Annotated in this window: 20 protein-coding genes; 14 read left to right on the plus strand and 6 right to left on the minus strand. The window is 72.0% G+C overall.

Translation table 11 applies throughout. From position 1 onward, the window contains the following. The first annotated feature begins 1046 nt into the window (after nt 1-1046). From ACFWW9_RS29410 to ACFWW9_RS29420, 3 genes are read left to right on the plus strand one after another with little or no spacing between them, the layout of a single operon-like run. Nucleotides 1047-1661: a GNAT family N-acetyltransferase gene (locus ACFWW9_RS29410; RefSeq protein ID WP_390384569.1), complete on the plus strand. Its 615-nt coding sequence runs from the start codon at nt 1047-1049 to the stop codon at nt 1659-1661. A gap of 38 nt (nt 1662-1699) precedes the next feature. Beyond that, a complete protein-coding gene (locus ACFWW9_RS29415; RefSeq protein ID WP_390384571.1) occupies nt 1700-1882 on the plus strand; it encodes a hypothetical protein in 183 nt (60 codons plus the stop codon). A 16-nt stretch (nt 1883-1898) separates the two neighbouring features. Further along, nucleotides 1899-2666, plus strand: coding sequence for a methyltransferase domain-containing protein (locus tag ACFWW9_RS29420; RefSeq protein WP_390384573.1), 768 nt, complete (start codon nt 1899-1901; stop codon nt 2664-2666). A gap of 4 nt (nt 2667-2670) precedes the next feature. On the opposite strand, the gene ACFWW9_RS29425 is transcribed toward ACFWW9_RS29420, so the two are convergent. After that, on the minus strand, nt 2671-3303 hold the full coding sequence (locus ACFWW9_RS29425) for a class I SAM-dependent methyltransferase (protein ID WP_390384575.1): 633 nt from the start codon (nt 3301-3303) through the stop codon (nt 2671-2673). A gap of 55 nt (nt 3304-3358) precedes the next feature. Here ACFWW9_RS29425 and ACFWW9_RS29430 point away from each other — a divergent pair, with 55 nt between their 5' ends. Both ACFWW9_RS29430 and ACFWW9_RS29435 read left to right on the plus strand, forming a co-directional pair. Next, nucleotides 3359-4144, plus strand: a complete 786-nt coding sequence (locus ACFWW9_RS29430) for a GNAT family N-acetyltransferase (protein ID WP_390384577.1) — start codon at nt 3359-3361, stop codon at nt 4142-4144. A gap of 53 nt (nt 4145-4197) precedes the next feature. Next, a complete protein-coding gene (locus ACFWW9_RS29435) occupies nt 4198-5004 on the plus strand; it encodes an EI24 domain-containing protein (protein ID WP_390384579.1) in 807 nt (268 codons plus the stop codon). Here the strand turns inward: ACFWW9_RS29435 and ACFWW9_RS29440 are convergent. Together ACFWW9_RS29440 and ACFWW9_RS29445 are read right to left on the minus strand one after the other, a co-directional pair. Further along, nucleotides 4977-6839, minus strand: coding sequence for a beta-propeller domain-containing protein (locus ACFWW9_RS29440; RefSeq protein ID WP_390384581.1), 1863 nt, complete (start codon nt 6837-6839; stop codon nt 4977-4979). The genes ACFWW9_RS29435 and ACFWW9_RS29440 overlap by 28 nt on opposite strands. 92 nt (nt 6840-6931) lie before the next feature. Beyond that, the gene (locus tag ACFWW9_RS29445) at nt 6932-7747 is read right to left on the minus strand and encodes a S1 family peptidase (protein ID WP_390384583.1); all 816 of its coding nucleotides are present in this window, start codon (nt 7745-7747) and stop codon (nt 6932-6934) included. A 159-nt stretch (nt 7748-7906) separates the two neighbouring features. Between ACFWW9_RS29445 and ACFWW9_RS29450 the strand changes: the two genes are divergently transcribed. The 7 genes from ACFWW9_RS29450 to ACFWW9_RS29480 all read left to right on the plus strand — a co-directional run bounded on the left by ACFWW9_RS29450 (nt 7907) and on the right by ACFWW9_RS29480 (nt 15237). Next, nucleotides 7907-8281, plus strand: a complete 375-nt coding sequence (locus ACFWW9_RS29450; protein ID WP_390384585.1) for an FKBP-type peptidyl-prolyl cis-trans isomerase — start codon at nt 7907-7909, stop codon at nt 8279-8281. 152 nt (nt 8282-8433) lie between these two features. Further along, entirely contained in the window at nt 8434-8952 is a 519-nt protein-coding gene (locus ACFWW9_RS29455) for a YbaB/EbfC family nucleoid-associated protein (RefSeq protein WP_390384587.1), read from the plus strand. Nucleotides 8953-8974: 22 nt separating this feature from the next. Then, nucleotides 8975-9280 carry a type VII secretion target gene (locus ACFWW9_RS29460; RefSeq protein WP_390384589.1) on the plus strand — a complete coding sequence of 102 codons (306 nt, stop codon included), beginning with the start codon at nt 8975-8977 and terminating at the stop codon, nt 9278-9280. Then, entirely contained in the window at nt 9280-13269 is a 3990-nt protein-coding gene (locus tag ACFWW9_RS29465; RefSeq protein ID WP_390384591.1) for a hypothetical protein, read from the plus strand. Before ACFWW9_RS29460 ends, ACFWW9_RS29465 begins: the two co-directional genes overlap by 1 nt. Before the next feature lie 3 nt (nt 13270-13272). Then, a complete protein-coding gene (locus ACFWW9_RS29470) occupies nt 13273-13632 on the plus strand; it encodes a toxin-antitoxin system YwqK family antitoxin (RefSeq protein ID WP_390384593.1) in 360 nt (119 codons plus the stop codon). A 90-nt stretch (nt 13633-13722) separates the two neighbouring features. Continuing rightward, nucleotides 13723-14568 (plus strand): hypothetical protein, encoded by an 846-nt coding sequence (locus ACFWW9_RS29475; protein ID WP_390384595.1) that lies wholly within the window; start codon nt 13723-13725, stop codon nt 14566-14568. Between the two features lie 138 nt (nt 14569-14706). Then, a complete protein-coding gene (locus ACFWW9_RS29480) occupies nt 14707-15237 on the plus strand; it encodes an HdeD family acid-resistance protein (RefSeq protein ID WP_390384597.1) in 531 nt (176 codons plus the stop codon). Here ACFWW9_RS29480 and mptB read toward each other — a convergent pair. From mptB to ACFWW9_RS29495, 3 genes are all read right to left on the minus strand, one after another. After that, entirely contained in the window at nt 15197-16699 is a 1503-nt protein-coding gene (mptB, locus tag ACFWW9_RS29485; protein WP_390384599.1) for a polyprenol phosphomannose-dependent alpha 1,6 mannosyltransferase MptB, read from the minus strand. The two genes, ACFWW9_RS29480 and mptB, sit on opposite strands and share 41 nt — an antisense overlap. An 88-nt stretch (nt 16700-16787) precedes the next feature. After that, entirely contained in the window at nt 16788-17858 is a 1071-nt protein-coding gene (locus ACFWW9_RS29490) for a DUF1648 domain-containing protein (protein WP_390384602.1), read from the minus strand. 61 nt (nt 17859-17919) lie between these two features. After that, on the minus strand, nt 17920-19119 hold the full coding sequence (locus ACFWW9_RS29495; protein WP_390384605.1) for a glycosyltransferase 87 family protein: 1200 nt from the start codon (nt 19117-19119) through the stop codon (nt 17920-17922). A 207-nt stretch (nt 19120-19326) separates the two neighbouring features. On the opposite strand from ACFWW9_RS29495, the gene ACFWW9_RS29500 reads away from it, so the two are divergent. Together ACFWW9_RS29500 and ACFWW9_RS29505 are read left to right on the plus strand one after the other, a co-directional pair. Next, nucleotides 19327-19911, plus strand: coding sequence for a DNA-binding protein (locus ACFWW9_RS29500; protein WP_390384608.1), 585 nt, complete (start codon nt 19327-19329; stop codon nt 19909-19911). Nucleotides 19912-19939: 28 nt separating this feature from the next. Further along, nucleotides 19940-20596 carry an RES family NAD+ phosphorylase gene (locus tag ACFWW9_RS29505; protein WP_390384610.1) on the plus strand — a complete coding sequence of 219 codons (657 nt, stop codon included), beginning with the start codon at nt 19940-19942 and terminating at the stop codon, nt 20594-20596. Nucleotides 20597-20827 lie beyond the last annotated feature (231 nt).

The raw sequence follows: 20827 nt of genomic DNA on the forward strand, positions 1-20827 counted from the left end.
ACGAGGTCCGGCCGCGAGGCGGTTCGCAGGGCTACGAGCGCCGGTGGGGACTGGACGGCAAAGGTTTGCGCGGACGTGAGCCGGCGATCGATCGGGTGTGCCGAAACGGTGCGTCGAGGGTCGCCAGAGCGAGATCGGTGCCGTCAGGTGGAGGGCGCGCCAATATCGGACCCAGGTAGTTCGTGAAGTGCCGTTATGGCTGGTGAGCGGTTGTGAGACGCTGTGCGGTCCAACGCGGAGGATGGAGTGCTCCCCGGCCGTGCAAGGCCTTGACGGAAGCCGGTGGCGTGTCCGGTCAGGAGGGCCGACTGCGTTGCGTGGCCGTCGGGCCAAGGGGTACCGGTAAGACTGGCGGCTCCGGCAGCCCAGGGGTCCGAAGGACCTGGGCGTGGCACAGGAGGAGCGTGCGTGGGCCACGAGCCGGGGCTGGGGGCCGGGGCTCGTGGCGGGCCGTCAGGGGTGTGTCCGGGGGTTGTCGCGGGTAGGTCAGGGGCGGGGGTCTGGGAGGGTCAGGGCTGTGTTGGCCTGTGTCGCCCAGCCGGTGGTGTCACTGCGTTCCGCCGCGGGGAGTTTCCACCAGCCCGAACAGCCGTTCGTGCAGGGGTGGCGGACTTCTCTCAGCACGAACCCCGTCTGGATCCGCTCCGGTTGCTGCCACACCATTTCGCCCGTCCCACCGCACAGGTCGCAGGGGCGCTGGGACCTGGCCGATTCCGCCGCAGGTTCCACAGATGCTCCTGTCCATCGCGATTCCGGAGCCATGGCAACTCGGGCATTCGCTCATTCGTCAATCGGATCACACCGGCCCTTCGTTGTGGACCGGTGGGCACCGGCGATCACCCGAAGGTAGTGCGGTAGAAGAGTATTGCACCGTTTTGGGATCGTTTTGCCGCGAATCGCCGCGAGTCGGGACATTTCTCCAGCGGACTGAGCCAATCGGTTGACGGCGGCCGCACGTTCGAGTCGTTTTCCGGTAATCGTCCAGTGGACCGGACCAATTTGGGGCCGCTACGGTGGGAACGCTCCCAACGGAAGTGAGGCCACCAGTGCGGATCAGGCGGTACCGGGCGTCGGATCGCGACGCCGTCGCGGAGGTCTGCGCGCGCATGGGCGGCGACCCGCGACTCCCCGACCCGCGGCTGGTGCCGAGCGTCTTCGCGCTCCCGTACGTGGAGCTGGAGCCCACGCTGGCGTTCGTCGCGGACGACGGAGGGCGGGTCGTCGGGTACGTGCTGGGGACCGCGGACACCCGGACGTTCGTCCGGAACTACCGCCGCGACTGGCTGCCCAAGCTCGTCGGCCGCTACCCGAGGCCCGAGCAGGAGCCGTCCACGCCGTCCGAGGAGATGGTGGAGCTGCTGCACGCCCCGGAGCGGATGATCGTGCCGGAACTGGCCGAGTACCCGGCGCACCTGCACATCGACCTCCTGCCCGAGCACCAGCGGGCCGGGCACGGGCGGGCGCTGATGGCCGCGTTCGTCGACGCGCTGGCGCGGGCGGGGGTGCCGGGTGTGCACCTCGGGGTCCTCACGGCGAACACCGCGGCGCGGGCGTTCTACGACCGGGTGGGCTTCCACCTGGTCGCCGAGCACGGGGACGTGACCTACCTGGGCCTCGAAGTTGGGCCGAATGCCCGGTTGGGGGCTGTTGTCGCGGGGTAGTGACCGGGCAACAGTTCTTGCCACACAAGGAGGCACCGATGTTCGCCATCATCGCAGCGGTCATTTTCGGGCTGGCCCTGCTGCTCGACCTCGCGAACGCCTCGATCGGCTCGGTGATCGACGGGTCCACGCTGATCACCGCCGGGCTGCTCTGCGTCGCGCTGCACCTCGCGGGCGTCGGCACCAGCGTCCGGCGGCCGTCGTTCCGCCGTCGCCGCTGACGTGCACCATGTCCGCATGAGCGCGTTGGAGTTCGACGAACGGACCTCACGCCGCATCGAGGCGACCTACCTCACGGCGGACGTGGTGCGGCAGCGGCGAGTCGTGCGGGAGACCCTGGCACTGCGACCGGGCGAGCGGGTGCTCGACGTCGGGAGCGGGCCGGGGTTCCTCGCCGTCGAGATGGCCGACGAGGTCGGCGCCGACGGCGAGGTGTGCGGGATCGACCCGGCGGCGGCGATGCTCGCCATGGCCGCCGAGCGGGCGGGTGGCGCGGTGGAGTTCCGGCAGGCGGGAACGGACCGGATCCCCTACCCCGACGGGAAGTTCGACGTCGTGGTGTCCACCCAGGTCTTCGAGTACCTGGAGGACGTCCCCGGCGCGCTGGCCGAGGTGCGGCGCGTGCTGCGCCCCGGCGGCCGGTTGCTGCTGATGGACACCGACTGGGACTCAACGGTGTGGCGCTCCAACGACGACGCGCTCACCTCACGGGTGCTGCTGGCGTTCGAGCAGCACCTGGCCGACCCGCGGCTGCCGCGGAAGCTGCCGGGGGTGCTCGCCGCGGCGGGGTTCCGGGACGTGCGCACGAGCGTGCTGCCGGTGCTGAACGTCGGCTACGCGCCGGACTCGTTCAGCGAGGGCCTGATCGCGCTGGTGTCGACGTTCGTGCCGGGTCGCGACGGGTTCACCGCCGCCGAGGTCGAGCGGTGGGCGGACGACCTGCGGGGCTTGGGCGACGACTACTTCTTCAGCGTCAACAGGTACCTGTTCCAGGCGGTCGGCTGACCGTCTACAAAGGCCGGTAGTGCGAGACGACGGCGGGCTGGCCCGTGTAGTTGGGGCCGGCCTTGTCGTCCGCGCCGAGGTACTCGAACGGCAGGGGCACGTCCCGCCCGCCGACGCACGACAGCAGCCGCTTCCCGTGGTCGTAGGCGAACCCGGCGGTGCGCAGGGCGTCGGCGAGCGGCCGTCCCAAGGGGACCCCGTGCTCGTCGCGCACGTCGTCGGCGTCGAAGTTCGCCAGGAAGTGGCCGTCGAGCGCGAGCCACGACGCCGCGCGGGTGATCGCGCCGAGCTTGTCCCCCACGTAGTGCAGGCCGTGCACGCAGGTGATCAGGTCGAACACGTCGTCGGTCGACCACGTGAGGACCGATCCGACGTGGAACTCCGGGCCCTGGAAGGCGAAGTAGTCCACGAGGTCGAGGCCGACGACCCGGACGCGGTCGCCGAAGTGGGCCTTCGCCTCCGCGACCGCCCGGCCCGAGCCGCAGCACAGGTCGAGCCAGCGCGCGCCTTCCAGCAGCGCCACCAGGTCCACGCCCAGGTCCTTGGTGTAGCTGTTCGGCCCGGTCAGGCCGCGCTCGCGGTTCATGGCGTTGTTCGCCACCACCGAGGACAGCTCCAACGTCTCGTCGTCGAGCATCGACCCTCCGGGAATCCGCTGGCGGCACGCGTCGTCGGACACTACGTTGCCACAGGTGCCCCTCCCCCTGCTCGATCGACTCGAGTCCTTCTACGACGCCGTGCCGCGGCTGGACGCGCGGGCGGAGCCGCACGGCGCGCTGACGCTGTTCGTCCGGGACGGTGGCGGGTTCCCCTACTACGCGCGGCCGACCATCGGCGCGGGCACGCCCACCGCGGTGGACGTGCGGCTGGTGCGGGAGCGGCAGCGGGAACTCGGGATCACGCAGGCGTTCGAGTGGGTGCACGAGACCACGCCCGGTCTGCTGGAGGTCGTGGAGGCGGCCGGGATCGCCGTGCTGCGGGCCCCGCTGCTGGTGCTCGACGGTCCGGTCAGGACACCCGAGGTCGACGCCGTCGTGCGGGTGCCGGAGCCGGACGAGCCCGGTTTCCTCGACGACGTGGCGGTGGTGCGGGCGGTGGCGCAGCTGGCGTTCTCCACGCCCGGCACCGGGCTCGGCGACACCGGGCCGCGGGACCGGGACACGCTGCTGCCGACCGTGACCCCCGTGCACGTGCCCAAGTTCCGCTACGCGCTCGCCGAGGACGCGGCCGACGGCGTGGTGGCCGTGGGGATGACGCAGCGGGCGGGCGAGGTGGCCGAGGTCGTCGGGGTGGGCACGCTGCCGAGCGCCCGGCGGCGCGGGCTGGGCGCGGCCGTCACGGCGGCGCTGGCGGTGGACGCGCTGGAACTGGGCGTGGACCTGGTCTTCCTGTCCGCGGGCAGCGAGGAGATCGCCCGCGTGTACGAGCGGGTGGGGTTCCAGCGCGTCGGGACGGCGTGCGTCGCCGAGGTGGAGTAGCCGATTCGGGCGGTTCGCGGGACTCTCCGCGCCAGCCGCACTAGGCTGCGCGGGTGATCAGGGTGCTGAGGGACTTCGGCAAGGGCGTCGGCTTGCTCGCGAAGGGTTTCGGGCTGGTGTTCCGGTCGCCGAAACTGCTGCTGATCGGGGCGATCCCCGCGGTGCTCAGCTCGGCGCTGCTGATCGGTGGCCTGATCCTGCTCGCGACGAACATCGACACGATCGCCGCGTGGGCCACGCCGTTCGCCGACGACTGGAGCGAGACGACCCGGACCGTGACCCGGTTCGCGGCGGGCATCTCGATGATCGGCGCGTTCCTGGCGATCGGGCTGCTGGCGTTCACCGCCATCACGATCGTCATCGGCGGCCCGTTCTACGAGCACATCGCCGAGAGCATCGAGGACACCGAACTGGGCGGTGTGCCGGAGGCCGAGCAGGTGCCGTGGTGGCGGTCCGCGCTCAACGGCGTCCGCGACGCCGTGCTGCTGATCGGCATCGCGATCCTGCTCGCGATCCCCCTGTTCGCCGCCGGGTTCATCCCCGTGGTCGGGCAGACGGTGGTGCCGGTCATCGCCGTCTGCGTCAACGGCTGGCTGCTCGGCATCGAGCTGACCGGCATCCCGTTCACCCGGCGCGGCAAGACCCTCAAGGAGCGCCGCGCGGCGCTGCGGAGCAAGCGGGCCGTGACGCTCGGGTTCTCCGTGCCGTCGTACCTGCTGTGCCTGATCCCGTTGGCGGCCATCGTGGTCATGCCCGCGGCGATGGCGGGCGGCACGGTCCTCGCGCACCGCCTCATCACCGGCCAGGCCCCGAAATACCCCGCTTACCAGCCCTACCCGAACGGCACCCAGGCCAGCTGAGTCGCGCGGTCGCCGCTGGTCGCCATCACGCCCGCGTCGGACACGGTCCACAGGTCGTCGCCGATCACCAGCGCGCGGCGCAAGGTGCCGGACGGGTGCCTCACGGTGCCGAGTTCGCTGAAACCCTTGTCGGACAGGCTGAGCACGAGCGAACCGCCGTTGTCGCCGTACTGGCCGGTGACCGGCAGCACCAGCAGGCCGGTGGGCTGCCAGTACAGGAAGGCGTGCGGGTCGTACTCGGCCTCGGAGCTCGCGCCCGGAAGGTGGTACTGCGCGAGGCGTTGCGGCTTCGCGGGGTCGCGGACGTCGAACAGCGACACCTGCGTCCCGGTGACGCGGCCCTTGTCGGTGGCGTCCTGGCCGACGCCGATGAGCCTGCCGTCGCCCGCCGGGTGCAGGTACGCGGAGTACCCGTTGATCTTCAGCTCGCCGACGACCCTCGGCTTCGCCGGGTCGGCCAGGTCGAGGGTGTAGAGCGGATCGGTCTGCCGGAACGTGACGACGTAGCCGACCGCGCCGAGGAAGCGGACGCTGTGGATCCGTTCCCCCACACCGAGTCCGCCCACCTTGCCGGTCTGCACGAGCGTGTCGCCGTCGCGCTTGAACACCGTGACGGAGCTCTGCGAGGAGGCCGGGTTGAACGCGCTCGTGGTGGCGACCCGCAGGTGTCCGGCGTACTCGGAGAACGAGTACTTGTTGAGCGGCGTGCCGTCCACGACACCGGACGCGACGTGCTTCGGCGGGCCGGGCTGGGAGATGTCGAACTGGTGGATCGCGGTCGTCGGGTCCGGGGGCGCCATCTCGCCGCGGGTGAACGTCTGGCGCTCGTCGGCGACGTAGAGGTTCGTGTCCGAGCCGTAGACGAGGTCGCCTGCCGCGACGATGGACACCGGGTCGCCCGTGCCGAGCGCGGCGCCGAGGTCGAGGGTGAGCACGGTCAGCAGCGAGGAAGCCGTGGGCTGGCGCGGGAAGCTGATCCGGGAGCAGTCGACGAGCGTGCCGTCGCTGCTGGAGGCGGACGTGGTCAGCTTGTAGTGCGGCAGCCACGCGGAGATGGGCGTGCTGTCGAGGATCCGCTCGTTCTCCTGCTGCGCCTGCGCCGTGGTGCGGACGTCGTCCGGGTAGACGTAGGACAGCCGGGGCGAGGAGCTGACGACGACCCGCGCCACGCCGCCGACCTGCCGGGCGTCGACGTAGGCGCCGTCGACGGTGAGCGTTCCCAGGACCTTCGGCGCGCCCGCCAGGTCGACCAGCACGAGGCTCGCGTCCATCGGCGGGGCGAACTCGGTGGGCGCCACCCGCTTCTCCATCACCGCGAGCGACGCCGTGACGACGAGCGCGCGGTCGCCGCTGAGCATCAGCTGCGCGGCGGAGGTGCCGGGCAGGGCGAGGGAGCCGGTCTGCTTGCGCGTGGCCACGTCCACGACCCGCAGGGTGCCGTCGACGACGGTGACGATCCGCTTGCCGTCGGTCTTGACCAGGTCGGGCTCGTCGACCCCGGCCTCCTGCACGTTCGTGGTCGAGTGGTCCGGCGGGGCCGCCGCGGGAGCGGACTTCTGCTGGGCGTCGGCGGGCGCGACCCCCTGCTCCATCACGACTCCACCGCTGTCGGTGGCGTACCCGCCCCACCGGCCGAACTGGGCCAGGTGCGGCCGTTCGGCGTCCTTGAACTTCGACAGCACCTGGTCGCACGAGTCGTACGCCACCAGTTCCACCGGCCCGGTCGACGCCGCGGGTGGCACCGGGAACGGCCCCCTGTCCAGCAGGGCGGGCGCGGACGCCGCGCACACACCCACGACCACGATCCCCGCCAACACCATTCCCGTTCGCTTCATGGACCGAGGACGGTGGTGGGGGCCGATCGCGTTGCAAGGAAAGCGGAAGTGCCGGGAGACCCGTGGGTCCCCCGGCACTTTCCTTGCTGGTGCTAGGAGTTGATCTGCTGCGTGATCAGCGTCGCGAAGTTCGAGACCCTGGTGTAGACGCCGGGGAACCCGGCGTCCGCGCAGCCCTCGCCCCACGAGGTGATGCCGATCAGCTTGCCGCCTGCGACGAGCGGGCCGCCCGAGTCGCCCTGGCAGGTGTCGGTGCCGCCCTGCGGGTAGCCGGCGCACACCATGTGCGCGGACTTGAAGTCCGAGCCGTACGCGGAGGAGCAGGTCGCGTTGCTGGTCAGCGGCACGGTGGCCTTGAGCAGGTAGCGCGAGGCCGAACCGCCGGAGGACGTGGTGCCCCAGCCGAGGATCGTGCTGGACGTGCCCGCCGTGTACAGGGCGGTGTCGGACGCGGTCGCGATCGGCAGCCGGGCCTGGGTCAGGTTGCGGTCCAGGGTCAGCACCGAGACGTCGTTGCCCTGGGTCGCGTCCCGGTAGCTCGGGTGGATCCAGATCTTCGTGACGCGCGCGACGACGCCCGCCGTGGAGTTCTTGTCGTCGCGGCCCGCGACGACGCGCACCGCGGACGCCGAGTCGCCGACCGTGCAGTGCGCGGCCGTGACGACCTTGTTGGCCGCCACCAGTGTGCCGCCGCAGTACTGGAAGCCGCTGCTGGTGGCCAGGTAGACCACCCACGGGTAGGTGCTGGTGCTGGCGCGGGTGCCACCCACGATCTGGGCGCCGACCTCACCGTCGGTGGAAGGGGGCGCGGGAGCCGCGGAGGCCACGCTGAGGCCCGCCAGTGGGAGCAGCATCGCCACCACGAGCGCGCCAAGCCACGACCGGAGGCGGTGCAGGGTTTCCGCCATGATCATCTCCTTGGGGTTGTCGACCCGTTTCGGGGTGCACACAGAGCAACAGACCGACTACTGCCGCCACAAGCTCCACTAGACGTAGGCCATTCGGCAGCGTCGGATGCGACGTGATTGACTCGCCGGCAGACCTGTTCCGAACCGAGGAGGACTCGCATGGCCATCCAGAAGCCCGAAGTCGACCTGGTCGAGGGCCCGCCGCCCGCCGACCTGGTCATCAACGACCTCACGGTCGGCGACGGGCCCGAGGCCACGCCTGGCCAGGCCGTCACCGTGCACTACGTCGGCGTCTCGTTCGCGACCGGCGAGGAGTTCGACTCCTCCTGGAGCCGCAACGACCCGTTCCGCTTCCCCCTCGGCGGCGGCCGCGTCATCGCGGGCTGGGACAAGGGCGTCGCGGGCATGAAGGTCGGCGGCCGTCGTCAGCTCGTCATCCCGCCGCACCTCGCCTACGGCGACCGCGGCGCGGGCGCGGCGATCAAGCCGGGCGAGACGCTGATCTTCGTGGTGGACCTGCTCGGCGTCAACTGACCCGCGCTCCCGAGGCCCGTCCGCTCCCCGGAGTGGGCGGGCTTCGTCGTGCCCTCCCCCGTTCGGCCCATTTGTCCGGGTACCGGAACCAGCCGGTTCCGCGGTGCGTCATCCTGTGCGGGAGGTTGTCCACCAGGGGGAGGAACGAGGTCGTGCCCGACGACGTCGGCGGTTCGGAGCGGATGCTCTCGCAGTGGGAGACCGGCATCCAGGAGAAGGCCGCGCGCTACCAGGCCATGGCCGACCGGGTGCAGGGACTGACGATCACCGAGACGTCGCGCGACGGCACGATCCGGCTGACGATCGCGTCGAACGGCATCCTGTCCTCCGTGGACATCGCGGAATCCGCACGGGACAAGAGGATGGCGGAGGTCTCCGCGGAGATCATGCGCTGCCTGCAACGCGCCCAGTCGCGGATTCCCGAGCTGCTGCAGCAGGTGATGGCCGAGACGATCGGCACGCAGGACGAGACCGCGAACGTGCTGTTCGCCGAGGCCCGCAAGAACTTCCCGCCCGCGCCCGCCGAGGACGTCCCGCCCGCCGTGACCGAGGAACTCCGGTTCGGCATCGAGGACGACCAGCCGTCGCGGCCCGCTCCTCCCCCGGCGCCCCGCCGTCCGCGCCGCCCCGAGGACGACGACGACTTCGACGGCGGATCGTTCCTGACCTGACCGACCGCGCGAGGGGGAGCACATGGTCGAGAAGTTCGAGCTCGTCGGGGAAACCCTGGACGCGCACCGCAAGCAGCTCGACGAGCTGTCCGAACGACTGCGCGGCGCGCTCGACGCGGCCCGCACGGTCAGCATGCCGACCGACGCGTACGGCATCCTGTGCCAGCCGTTCCGGATGATGCTCGACCCGGTGGAGCAGTGGGGGCTGGACGCGTTGGGCGGTGCCGTCGAGGCGATGGACACCACCGCGACCGGCGTCAACGACACGGTCAAGCAGTACCGCGCGCAGGACGAGTCCGTGGCCGACGTGTTCCGGAGCGGTGACTGATGTCCAACCCGCTGGTCGCGCAGGCCCCGCAGGAGGGGTCGGGGTTCACCCAGGGCACCGGGGACAACGGCTGGGCCACGGGGTTCTCGCTCGCCGAGTCCGCGATGGACACGTTCAACGGTTTCAAGGACGGCAACTGGATCGAGGGCGGCCTCGGCGTCGTCGGCCTGGCGGCGGACGCCGCGTCGATGGCCATCGACCCGTTCGGCACGCTGATGTCGTCGGCCGCGTCGTTCCTGATGGAGCACGTGCAGCCGTTGAAGGACATGCTCGACTGGTTGGCGGGCGACCCGCCGGTGATCGAGTCGTACAGCACGACGTGGACGAACGTGTCGACCGAGCTGGGCAAGATCGCCGAGGACTACGCCACCGCGCTGAACTCCGGCACCGAGGGTTGGACAGGGGCGGCGGCGGACGCCTACCGCGCCTCGGCCAAGCAGCAGGGCGACGCGCTGACCGGGGCCGCGAGTTCGGCCGGGTCCGTCGGCACGGTCGTCGGCGTGATGGGCATGGTCGTGGCGTTCGTGCGGGAGATGGTCCGCGACCTGATCGCCGACCTCATCGCGAAGCTGATCGCGTGGGTGCTGGAAGCCGTGTTCTCGCTGGGCTTCGGCACGCCGGTGATCGTCGCGCAGGCCATCACCGCGATCTCGAAGTGGGCCGCGCGGATCGCGAAGCTCGTCCAGAAGCTGCTGGACACCATCAAGAAGGTCTCGCCGATGCTGAAGAGGCTCGTCGAGATCTTCGAGAAGATCATGAAGGTGCTGGGCAAGCTCGCGGGCAAGGCGACCGGGCTGGACGTGTTCGGCACGAAGATCGACGACCCCGGCTTCCTGAAGAAACTGGGCCGCGACGGCGTGGACACCCCGTCCGGCTCGCACACGGGCAGCCCGGACTCCCCCAGCACACCGGGATCCTCGTCCCAGCCGGACGGACCCGGCACCTCCTCCACGCCAGGGTCGTCGTCGCAGCCGGACGGGCCTGGTTCCTCCTCCACTCCGGGGTCTTCATCCCAGCCGGACGGGCCTGGTTCCTCCTCCACTCCGGGGTCTTCATCCCAGCCGGACGGGCCCGGTTCCTCCTCCACGCCAGGGTCCTCGACGCTGCCGGACGGGCCCGCCGCCAGGCCGGACACGACCACGCCGTCGACCCACGCGCCGGACTCGACAGATCCCGCGAGCGTCCGGTCGACCCCGTCCACCACCGCATCGCGCTCCGACACCGCGCCGTCGAGCCCGCCACCGGACGGCCCGAGCGCGAGCGGCCACCCCGGCTCGACCACTCCGACCACTCCGACCAGCCCGGCTTCCGCTCCCCCGCCTCGCGGCCCGAGCGCGGGTTCGCCGCACGGCCCCGGTTCACCCGCGCCCCACGGCCCCAGCTCGCCCGCGCCGCACAGTCCCAGCGACCCCGGCTCGCCGTCGCACCACAGCCCGAACAGCCCTGGCTCGCCCACGCCGCACAGCCCGAACAGTCCGAGCGCGGCCCCTTCGGCGCACAGTCCCAGCAGCCCCAACGCGCCCGCGGCGCACAGTCCCAGCCCCGGCGTGCCGCCCGCCCACAGCTCCAGCCCTGGTGTGCCGCCCGCCCACAGCCCGAACAGCCCCGGCGGTCCCGGCGTGCCCACTGCGCACAGCCCCAGCGCGCCACCTGCCCACAGTCCCGGCGGTCCAGCGGCTTCGCCGCACGGTCCGAGCGCGCCGCCCAGCCACAATCCCGGCGGTCCAACGCCCTCTCCACACGGTCCGAGCACCAGCCCGAGCAGCAGTCCGGCGGCGAGTCCGCCGCGGGTCGACCAGACCCATTCGTCGGCGTCCGCGGCACCCGACGCGCCGCACCGCGTCGACCAGCCGCACTCCGCGCCGGCCAGGGACACCAGTCCGTCGTCCGCGCCGCCGCAGGGTCCGATGGGCGGTGGCGCGCCGCACGGTGGAGGGTCGCCGAGCGCGGGCGGGTCGCCCAGGCCGGGCAGTGGCGGGGGCTGGACCGGGACGTCCGGTCACCGAGGTGACACCGCGTCCGGGGTGCCGCAGTCGCGCACGCCCGACGGCACTCCCCGCCCCCAGCACGCGGGACCACCCCAGGCCCGCCCCCAGTTCGGCGGACCGCCGCCGACGCGTCCCCAGGGCGGATCGCCGCACGCCGGGCCGCCACCGGCCCGACCGGCGGGACCGCCGCACGCGGGACCGCCGGCCCGACCCGCTGGGCCACCACCGGCCCGACCGGCTGGGCCACCGCACGCCGGGCCTCCGCAGGCGCGGCCGCACGGGCCGTCCCAGGGCGGACCGCCGCGTCAGGGTCCGCCCCACCAGGGTCCGCCGCGTGACCCGCACACCGGCCCGCCCCACCAAGGGCCGCCGCGTGACCCGCACACCGGCCCGCCCCACCAAGGGCCGGCGCGTGACCCGCACACCGGCGCGCCGCACCAGCCGCAGCCGCGTGGTCCCGAGCCGAGTGGGCCGCCGCACCACGACGTGGGCCCGAATGGCCATCAACCCGAGCCGCGGCCGAGTCTCGACGAGGCGCACGTGCGGCACGCGGAGACGACCCCCGCGGGGGTGTCGCACCACCGCGGCGACTCCGACATGGGCGACCTGCCCAGCCGGGTGCCGAACGACCCGCGCTACTTCACCGCCGACGTGCACGTCACGCCGGACGGTCGGGCGCGCATCGGCAACCACACGTACAGCCCCGAGGAGTACGGGGACCTGTTGCGCCGCAGCGGGTGGGACGGCAAGACGCCGATCAGGCTGATCGGCTGCGACGCGGGAAGCAACGACTTCGCCAAGCGCCTGGCCGCCCACACCGACGCGCCCGTGCTGGCCCCGACGAAACCCGCGTGGACCGACAGCCAGGGCCGCGTCTACACCTCCGACGCCGAGGTCGACGCGCACGGCAACCGCACCCCGAGGATCCCGCCGAACGGCGAGTGGGAAACCCACCAGCCCGACGGCACGCGGGTCAAGTCGAGCGACGACGGCTTCGCACCGGGCACGCACGACGCCGACAAGACCGACCTCGACCCGTCCGACGCCAGGGACCGCGCCGACACCGACGACCAGCCGAACGACCAGCCCGACGAGGAGCACCCCCACAAAGCGCCGTCCGCGACCGAGCCGCGAGAGCACCCGACGGACTTCCCCGACCACCAGGTGGACCCCGGCCCCGCGCCGGACAGCCGCGACCCCGACTACGAGCAGGACCGGTCGCGCGGCACGATCCTCGAACAGGTCGACATCACCGACCCCGACCGGGTGACGATGCGGGACGGGCGGATCGAGACCATCGACGGCAAGCCCGTCAAGGAGTACGTCGCGGACCTGGCGCAGGCCCGTGCCGAAGCGCTCGGCGGCCGAACGGGCAAGGACAACGGCCCGTACAGCGCGGTGGCGATCGACCGGCGCACAGGTCTGATCACCGAGGGCGTCAACGGCAGGAACACCGACGTCATCGACGAGGAGAACCTGCACCCGTTGCTGCGCGAGAACATCCGCGACATGGACGAGTGGCAGCACCCGGTCATGAGGACCGAGACCGAGGCGCAGCAGGCTCCCGTGATCGGGGAGAACGGCAAGGCGGTCAAGGACGCGAACGGCGAGGTCGTCCGCGAGGACTGGGTGCTCCAGGGCCGGGTCCACTCCGACGAGCCGCTGCGGCACGCCGAGGTGAAGGCGACCAACGAACTGCTCTGGGCGCGGCAGCGGCAGCACGAGGCCGACTGGCACGCCGAGCACGGCCCGGACTCCACGCCACCGCCCTTGAGCCGGGAAGCCCTCCAGGACGTGCGCGTCGACCCGCGCAACCTCCAGGACCAGTACCGCAAGATCGACGGGGAGCGGACCCAGGTGGGCAGCATCGGCGATCCGGGCCCCGCGTGCGGCAACTGCAACGTCATCCTGCGGGACGTCGGTAGCTACACTGGCAGGCTGCAATTCGCGCCCCACGACTACCGGTCGAGCGGCAGCCTCATCCCCCCTGTGACGGAGTGACCCATGCGCGTCGACGAATCGGACACGTACTTCGACGAGTTCGCACGGGTCTGCTACGAGGACGACCTGTTCACCGGCGAGCTGGAGTTCAAGGACGAGAACGGCGAAGTCCTCGAACTGACCGACTACTACTCCGGGCTCAAGCACGGCACCGAGGAGCACTGGTACCCCGGCGGCCAGAAGAAGCGCCAGGGTGCCAACTACATGAACTCGCCCATCGACGACTGGTACGAGTGGCACCCGAACGGCCAGATGGCCGCGCACCGCTCCTTCGGCCGCGACAGTCGACGGCTGCACGTCAAGAGGTGGGACGTGGACGGGAACCTCGTCGAGGACAAGCAGTTGAGCAAGCCCGCGAAGTGAGCGCCCGGTCCAACATCCCGACGCCGGGCGGTGCGGCCCGTTAGGATCAGGGCACCGATCTGGGGGGACGTCGAAGGGGTGCTTGACGCGATGAGCCAGCCGACTACACCGCTGAGCGAGCAGGAGCAGCAGCAGTTGGTCCGGCAGATCGGCCGGGCGATGCTGCCCGCGCTGCAACCGGGGTGGCAGCGCGTGCGGACCGAGTACCGGGCCGCCGGGCGGCACATCGAGGTCGACATGGCGGTGGCGGGCCCGGACGGGCAGCTGCGGCCGGTGCGGCCGCCGATGGACGTGGTGACGCTGCTGGGGCAGCTGCGGGCGGGGATGCACGCCGCCGACCGGGGCACGTGGTTGACGGCGGTGTACGAGCTGGAGGCGCCGAGCGCGTTCACCGTGGACTTCAACTCCGAGGACGAGCCGGGGTGGCGCAACGCGCCGCCGCCGATCGGGTTCCAGGACGAGCTGCGGACGTTCCCGCGCGAGGACGAGCGGATCCCGGACTGGTGGCGGCAGCGGATCGGGTTGCCGCCGAGGGAGGCGCCGGTCGACGCGCCGCCCGCGGGCGCGCCCGCGCCGTTGCGCACGGCCCGCGTGTACGACGGGAAAGCGCCCAACGGCCGCCCTTTCGTGAACCGGCCGCCGGTGGACCCGCGGTTCCGCGAGCAGCTCACGGCGTTCCTGGAGAACGCGCCGGTCGTGCTGGCCGCGCGGAACCTCGACGTGGACGAGTTCTCCGACGGCGAGCAGGACGTGCCGCTGAACTTCCGCACGGACGGCACGTGGGTGTGGGCGGGCGCGGTGCCGCACTACCTGCGCAAGTACGGCCTGCCGCCGGAGCCCGAGCTGGTGGCGCACATCGTCCGGCTGGGCTTCCAGCCGCCGCAGGTCGACGAGGCGGTCAAGGACGTGGCGGTCGCGCTGATCACCGGCCGCTGACCGGTCCACTCAGGACAGTCCTCTGAGGACTCGACCCGGCGGGCGGCCCGCCGGGTCGACGTCGGGTCCTTCTCCCGTGTTGCCGTTTCGGCCGGGAGTGCCACGATTGGGGCAGTGATCCGATCGGGGAGGCACGCGATGAGGGAAATGCTCGCCCGCCGCTGGTGGCTGTTCGCGCTGCGCGGCGGTGTCGCGATCCTGTTCGGCCTGCTGGCGCTGATCTGGCCGGGTCTCACGCTGGTGGCGCTGGTCGTGCTGTGGGGCGCGTACACGCTGGTCGACGGCGCGACGGAGCTGTACCTGGCGGTCACCCACCGGGACCTCGCGCACGGCGTGCTGGGCGCGGTCGGCGTGGTCGCGGGCCTGGTCGCGCTGTTCTGGCCGGGCATCACGGCGTTGGCGCTGCTCGTGGTGATCGCGGTGTGGGCGATCGTCGGCGGTGTGCTGGAGATCGTCACGGCCGTGCGGCTGCGGAAGGTCATCGAGCACGAGCGGTTCCTCGCGCTCAGCGGGCTGCTGTCCGTGGTCCTCGGGATCATCCTGCTGTCGACGCCGGGCACCGGGGCGCTCGCGCTGGTGGTCACGATCGGCGCGTTCGCGATCCTGTGGGGGATCGTGCTGGTGCTGCTCAGCCTGCGACTGCGGAAGTCGGCCTCGGTAGCGGCCTGAGCCGCAGGTCCAGCGGGTCCGGCCGGGTCAGGGCCACGGTCGCGAGCGCCGAGACGGCGACGACGAAGGCCAGGTAGAACCACGAGTAGAGGGCCGTGTCGCCGTTGGGGTAGGTCACCAGCAGCAGCACGCAGGAGAAGAACACCGCGGCCCGCAGCCCCGTGAGCGTCCAGGCCAGTCCGGCTCCCAGGACGAGGGGCCAGCTGAAGTACCACGGCAGCGTCGCGGGCGAGAGCAGGGCGACGGCCAGCATCGTCAACGCCGCGTGGCGCAGGGCGTTCGGGCCGCCGTCCTCGGCCGCCCGCCACTGACGCCAGGCGATGTAGAGCAGCAGCACCGACCCGGCCCCGCGCGCGATCGTCATGAACACGCCGGGCTCGACCGACACGACGCTGTTGACCAGGGTGAAGGCGAAGTCGCCGACGGCGCTGGGCAACGACAGCCAGTTCACGATCGTCGACGACGAACTGAGCGCCGGGATCCAGCCCAGGTCGACCCCGGCCACCACCGTGCAGACGGCGAACACGGCCGCGAACACCGCGACCCCGTTCACGATCGCCCGGAGGAGCCGCGCCCGCCGAGGGCCGTCAAGCCTCGCCGCCCAGACCAGCACCAGGAACGGCAGCGCGACCGCCGCGGTGGCCTTGATCGCCACCGCCAGCGCCACGAGCGCGATGCCGACGACGTGCCGCCGGTCGAGCACCATCAGCACGCCCGCGGCCATCAGCCCGACCATCAGGATGTCGTTGTGGCCGCCGCCGATCAGGTGGATCAGCGTCAACGGGTTCGCCGCCGCCAGCCACAACGCGATGGCGGGCCGTCCACCGAGGTGGCGGGCCAGGCCGGGCAGCGACCAGCACAGCAGCGCCAACCCCGCGGCCAGCACGAACCGCATGAGCACCACGCCGCCGACCACACCGCCGTTGGTGATCCACACGACGGCCTTCGCGAGGAGGATGAACAGCGGCCCGTACGGCGCGGGCGTGTTCTGCCACACCCAGCTCACGTTGTCGCTCAACGGGCTCGGCAGCGCGGCGGGCCCGACCACGTACGGGTCGAAGCCGTGCAGCGCCAACTGCCCCTGCGCCAGGTAGCTGTAGACGTCCTTGGAGAACAGCGGCGGCGACAGCAGCAGCGGCAGCGTCCACGCGGTGATCGCGAGCACCACGGCCGCGCTGCCCACGTACCGGTTGCGCACCATCCGCCCCAGCCGCACCCACGCCCAGATCACCAGGCCCAGCCCCAGGTACAGCACCGCCGTCGCCAGGTCGCGGCCGTGCCCGTACCGGATCCAGCTCAACGACAGGTCCGTCAGCACCGGGTCCGTCTTCAGCACCGCGCCCGCGCCAGCCCCGCCGAGCGAGATCAGCGAGACGCCCGCGACGCCGAGGAGGATCGTCCGGATCGGGATGCCGGAGGGCTCGGGCGGCGTGCTGACAGCAGCACGCGGCGCAAGAGGCACGGCGCTCGATCGGGGAGGAGACGGAGTTGAAGCCATCGCGGGTCATCGTCCCACACGGGCGCGGACGGCGACCGGCTTTTCCCGGTCGTCACGCCGTCGCGACGACCAGCACGACGATCCCGACCACGAGGACGACCAGTCCGACCACGGTCTTGGGGTTGCCGAGGTTGACCGTCCAGCCGACGCCGAACCGCTTCGGCACCAGCACCGCCGGGTCGTCGCCGTTGACGTAGAGGAGGCCGCCGCGCCAGAAGCGGTCGTCGTCGCGGGCGACGACCTCGGTCTCGACGGCCTCCGGGACCGGGCCGGGTGTGGCGTCCGACTGGTGGACGACGACGGCCGCGATCACGGCCGCCACCAGCAACAAGGGCATCAGGGCGAGCCAGCCGGGCATGGTCCGCGCGCCACCCCAGATCGCCAGCGACGCGAGCAGCAGGCACACGTTCACCCCGGCGGCGAGCAGCAGCACGGCGTGCGTGAGGGCCCGCGTGACCCGGCGGTGCCGCAGCGCGCTGCCCTCGACGTCCTCGGGGTCGAGGTCGGCTCGGGCGCGCGGCGCGGCGAACGCCACGGCGAGGAGGATCGCGGTGATCACCGCCTGGACGATCACCAGCGCGAAGACCGAGCCCACGGACTTGGCGGCGAACCGGTCGCCCTCACCGCCCGCGCCGAAGTGCAGCGTCACCTGGTCGGGGATGTCGGGGTAGCGCACGATCCCGACCACGACCGTGGCCACCAGGACGCCCACGGCGGGCAACGCGGCCAGCCACAGCGACCCGCCGCTCCGGATCGGGGTGTCCGCCACCACGACCTGCCGCTTGCCCCGGTACCAGTCCCCCGACTCCTTCGCCCGGCGGACCACCGCGTGCGCCCGGCCGTACGCCACGCCCACGACCGCCACCTGCGCGACCGGCACGACGACCAGGACCGCGATCCACGCCGTGAACGCCTCGACCACGGCACCGCCCACCAGCACCACCAAACCCGCGACCGCCACCAGCACGCGGTACCGGCGGCGCTCTCCGGTGATCGCCGGGTCGTCGCGGTGGTCACCGGGCACCCGCACCCCGAACACCACCCCCGGCTGGGCCAGCGCGGGCGCCACCCACGCGACCCCCAGGACGATCGCGGACACCAGCACCACGTACGCGGTGGGCATGTCGGCCTTCTTCCCCTCGGACGGCTCGACGGTACGCGTCGGGGACGAGGTCGGCCGGGGATCAGGCCTGGACGGGCCGGCGGGTGCGGCGGAGGGCGAGGGCGACGACCACGGCGAGGCCGAACCAGACGTAGGCGTTGCCGATGACCTGCTGCCACCACGCCCAGTTCCGCTCGACGTCGTTGTCGTTGGGGAACAGCCAGTGCGGGCCGATCAGGAAGATCAGCACGCCGGGGACCGCGAACCACCAGAACCAGCGGGCGCGGCGGTAGGCCTCCACGGCGAACAGGGTCAGCGCCGGGGCGATCCAGATCCAGTGGTGGCCCCACGACACCGGGGACACGAGCAGGCCCGCGACCGCCACCACCAGGAACGCGGCCACGTCGTCGCCCGCGCGACGGGCCTTCGCGGCCGCGATGAACGCCAGCACCACCACGACCAGGCTGAGCAGGAGCCAGACGACGGTCTGCGGCGTGCCGTCCAGGCCGAGGCGCGCGACGACGCCGCGCAGCGACTGGTTGGCCGTGTAGGTGAGCCTGCCGACGCGGCCGGGGTCGAGGAGCGCGTGGAACCAGAACTCGCGGGCGTCCGACGGCATGATCAGGAAGCCGAGCGCGGCGAACACCAGGAACGACACGAACGCGGTGATCGCGGGCCGCCACTGCCGGGCGGCGAGGAAGAACAGCGCGAACACGGCGGGCGTGAGCTTGATGGCCGCGGCGAGGCCGATGAGCGCGCCGCGCGGCAGCCGGGTGCGGGCCAGCAGGCAGTCCAGCAGCACGAGGACGGCCAGCAGCAGGTTGATCTGGCCGAACGACAGCGTCTCGCGCACCGGGTCGAAGAACGTGCCGACGGCGGCGGCGCCGAGGCCGTAGCGCAGCGCCAGCGGGCCGGGGCCGCACACCCGGCGGGCCGCGACCAGGCACAGCACCGTGAGCGCCACGAGGTTCAGCACGGCGATGACGAGGATCGCCACCGGCAGCGGCACGACCGAGAGCGGGCTGAAGAGGACCACCGCCACCGGCGGGTAGGTGAACGGCAGGTCGGGGCCGCCCATCGCGGACCCGAAGTGGTCCACGTAGATCGGCAGCCCGTCGAGCCACGCGCCGCCGCCGTTGCGGTACACCCGCAGGTCGAGCGACCAGTCGAACGGCCGGGTCATCACGTGGACGAGGGTGCCGACCATGACGACGAGCCAGGCCGCCGCGATCCCGAGCGTGGGCTTGTCCGACCGGACCGAATACCCGGCATCCACGACCATCGAACAACCACCCCCGCACGGTGAGCGCGCCGACCGGCGCGTCCCAGATGGTAGCCAGGCCCCGATGAGGGCCATCTCACGACCTTCCACCGGTGCCGGACCTCGGATGTTTACGTAGTGTGGTGAGTTGTGCGCGCACAGTGGAACATTCCGACCAATCCTCCCGATCGGGCGCACAAAGGCGCACGCGCGGGATACTCTGTGCGCATGAGTCCTGCGCTGGAGACGGTGCTGGCCAAGGCCGGCCTACAGGTCACGCCATCCGAGTTCCTCACCCTGGTCGAAGAGGCGGCACGTCGGCTCGCACCTCCCCACCCGGAGCCCGCGAGCTACTTCACGCCCGACCAGCGCGAGGTGCTGACCGACGTGGGCCTGGACCTGGGTCCGCTCACGGCGGCCGACGCCCAGCCCAGAGCGCGCACGGTCGTGGCGCTGGCCGTGCTGCGCGACTCGGCGCTCACCGTCGCCGCCGCCGCGCGGCAGTTGCAGGTCGACACCAGCCGCATCCGCCACCGGCTCGGCGTGGGCAGGCTCGTCGGCTGGAAGGACAAGGGCAGTTGGCGGCTGCCCGCCTGGCAGTTCGCCGGGACCGGCGTGCTGCCCGGCTTGGAGGCCGTGCTGGCCACCGTCGCCCAGGACCAGCCCGCGCTGGTCGTGGCCGCGTTCATGACGACCGCGCAGGAGGACCTGCTGGTGGACGGCACGCCCACCACCCCGCGCGAATGGCTGCTGGCGGGCGGCGACCCCCGGCGCGTGGCGGACCTCGCCTCGATGCTGGGCACGCCCGTCTGACCCCTGTCCCCTAGCCACCTGGATCCGAATGTCACGGCTTCCCCAGCCGCCCGCTCCCGCCGTGCTGCAGGCGATACTGCGCCGGACCGAGGACGTGGTGGCAGTGCACCGCGCGACCCGCCTGGTGCGCGTCTTCACCGCCAAGGGCCAGCACCCCCAGCGGTGGAACACCTTCCGCTACACCGGCCCCCTGCCGCACGCCCGCTTCGACACCCAGCCACCGAGCGCGGACGGCTCCCCGTCCGTCGCGCAGGAGCACGGCGTCCTGTACTTCGGCCTCACCGTGCGAACGAGCGTGGCCGAGGTCTTCCAGGCCACGTCCGTGGTGGACCGACGAACCCGCAGCCCGTTCCTGGTGGCACTACGCCCCCGCCGCACCCTGCGACTGCTGGACCTGACCGGCCTGTGGCCCACACGGGTAGGCGCGTCCCAAGAACTGAGCAGCGGCCCCAAGCACCTGACACAGGCGTGGGCACGAGCCATCCGCGCAGCACACCCGGAACTGGACGGCCTCTGGTACCGCTCCTCGATGGACTCCGGCGACCCGGCCGTATGCCTGTGGGACCCACCGGGCGCAAGCTGCCTACCCGCCGCACCGGACGTCTTACTCCCCCTGGACCACCCCGGCCTGGACCTACCACTGGCCCGCGTCTGCGAGGAACTGAACTACACCCTGCTCGGATAGCAGCACCACGACACCTTGCCGGGATAGCAGCACCACAAACAAAAGCACCCAACCGCCACGCCCCAAACGGAAGCACCCACCCCTCCCGCCACCCAGACCCCCCTGGCCACCCCGATCCGAAGCGCCCTCATGGCCCGGTGGGGGTTTGAAGGGGGGAGTGACCGCCAGGGACAGAGAACCGGGCCAGGCGACAAAAAAGCGCGGGGGGGGTGGGGGGGACCACCGACCACC

The sequence above is a fragment of the Umezawaea sp. NPDC059074 genome (assembly GCF_042738955.1).
Classification (GTDB): domain Bacteria; phylum Actinomycetota; class Actinomycetes; order Mycobacteriales; family Pseudonocardiaceae; genus Umezawaea.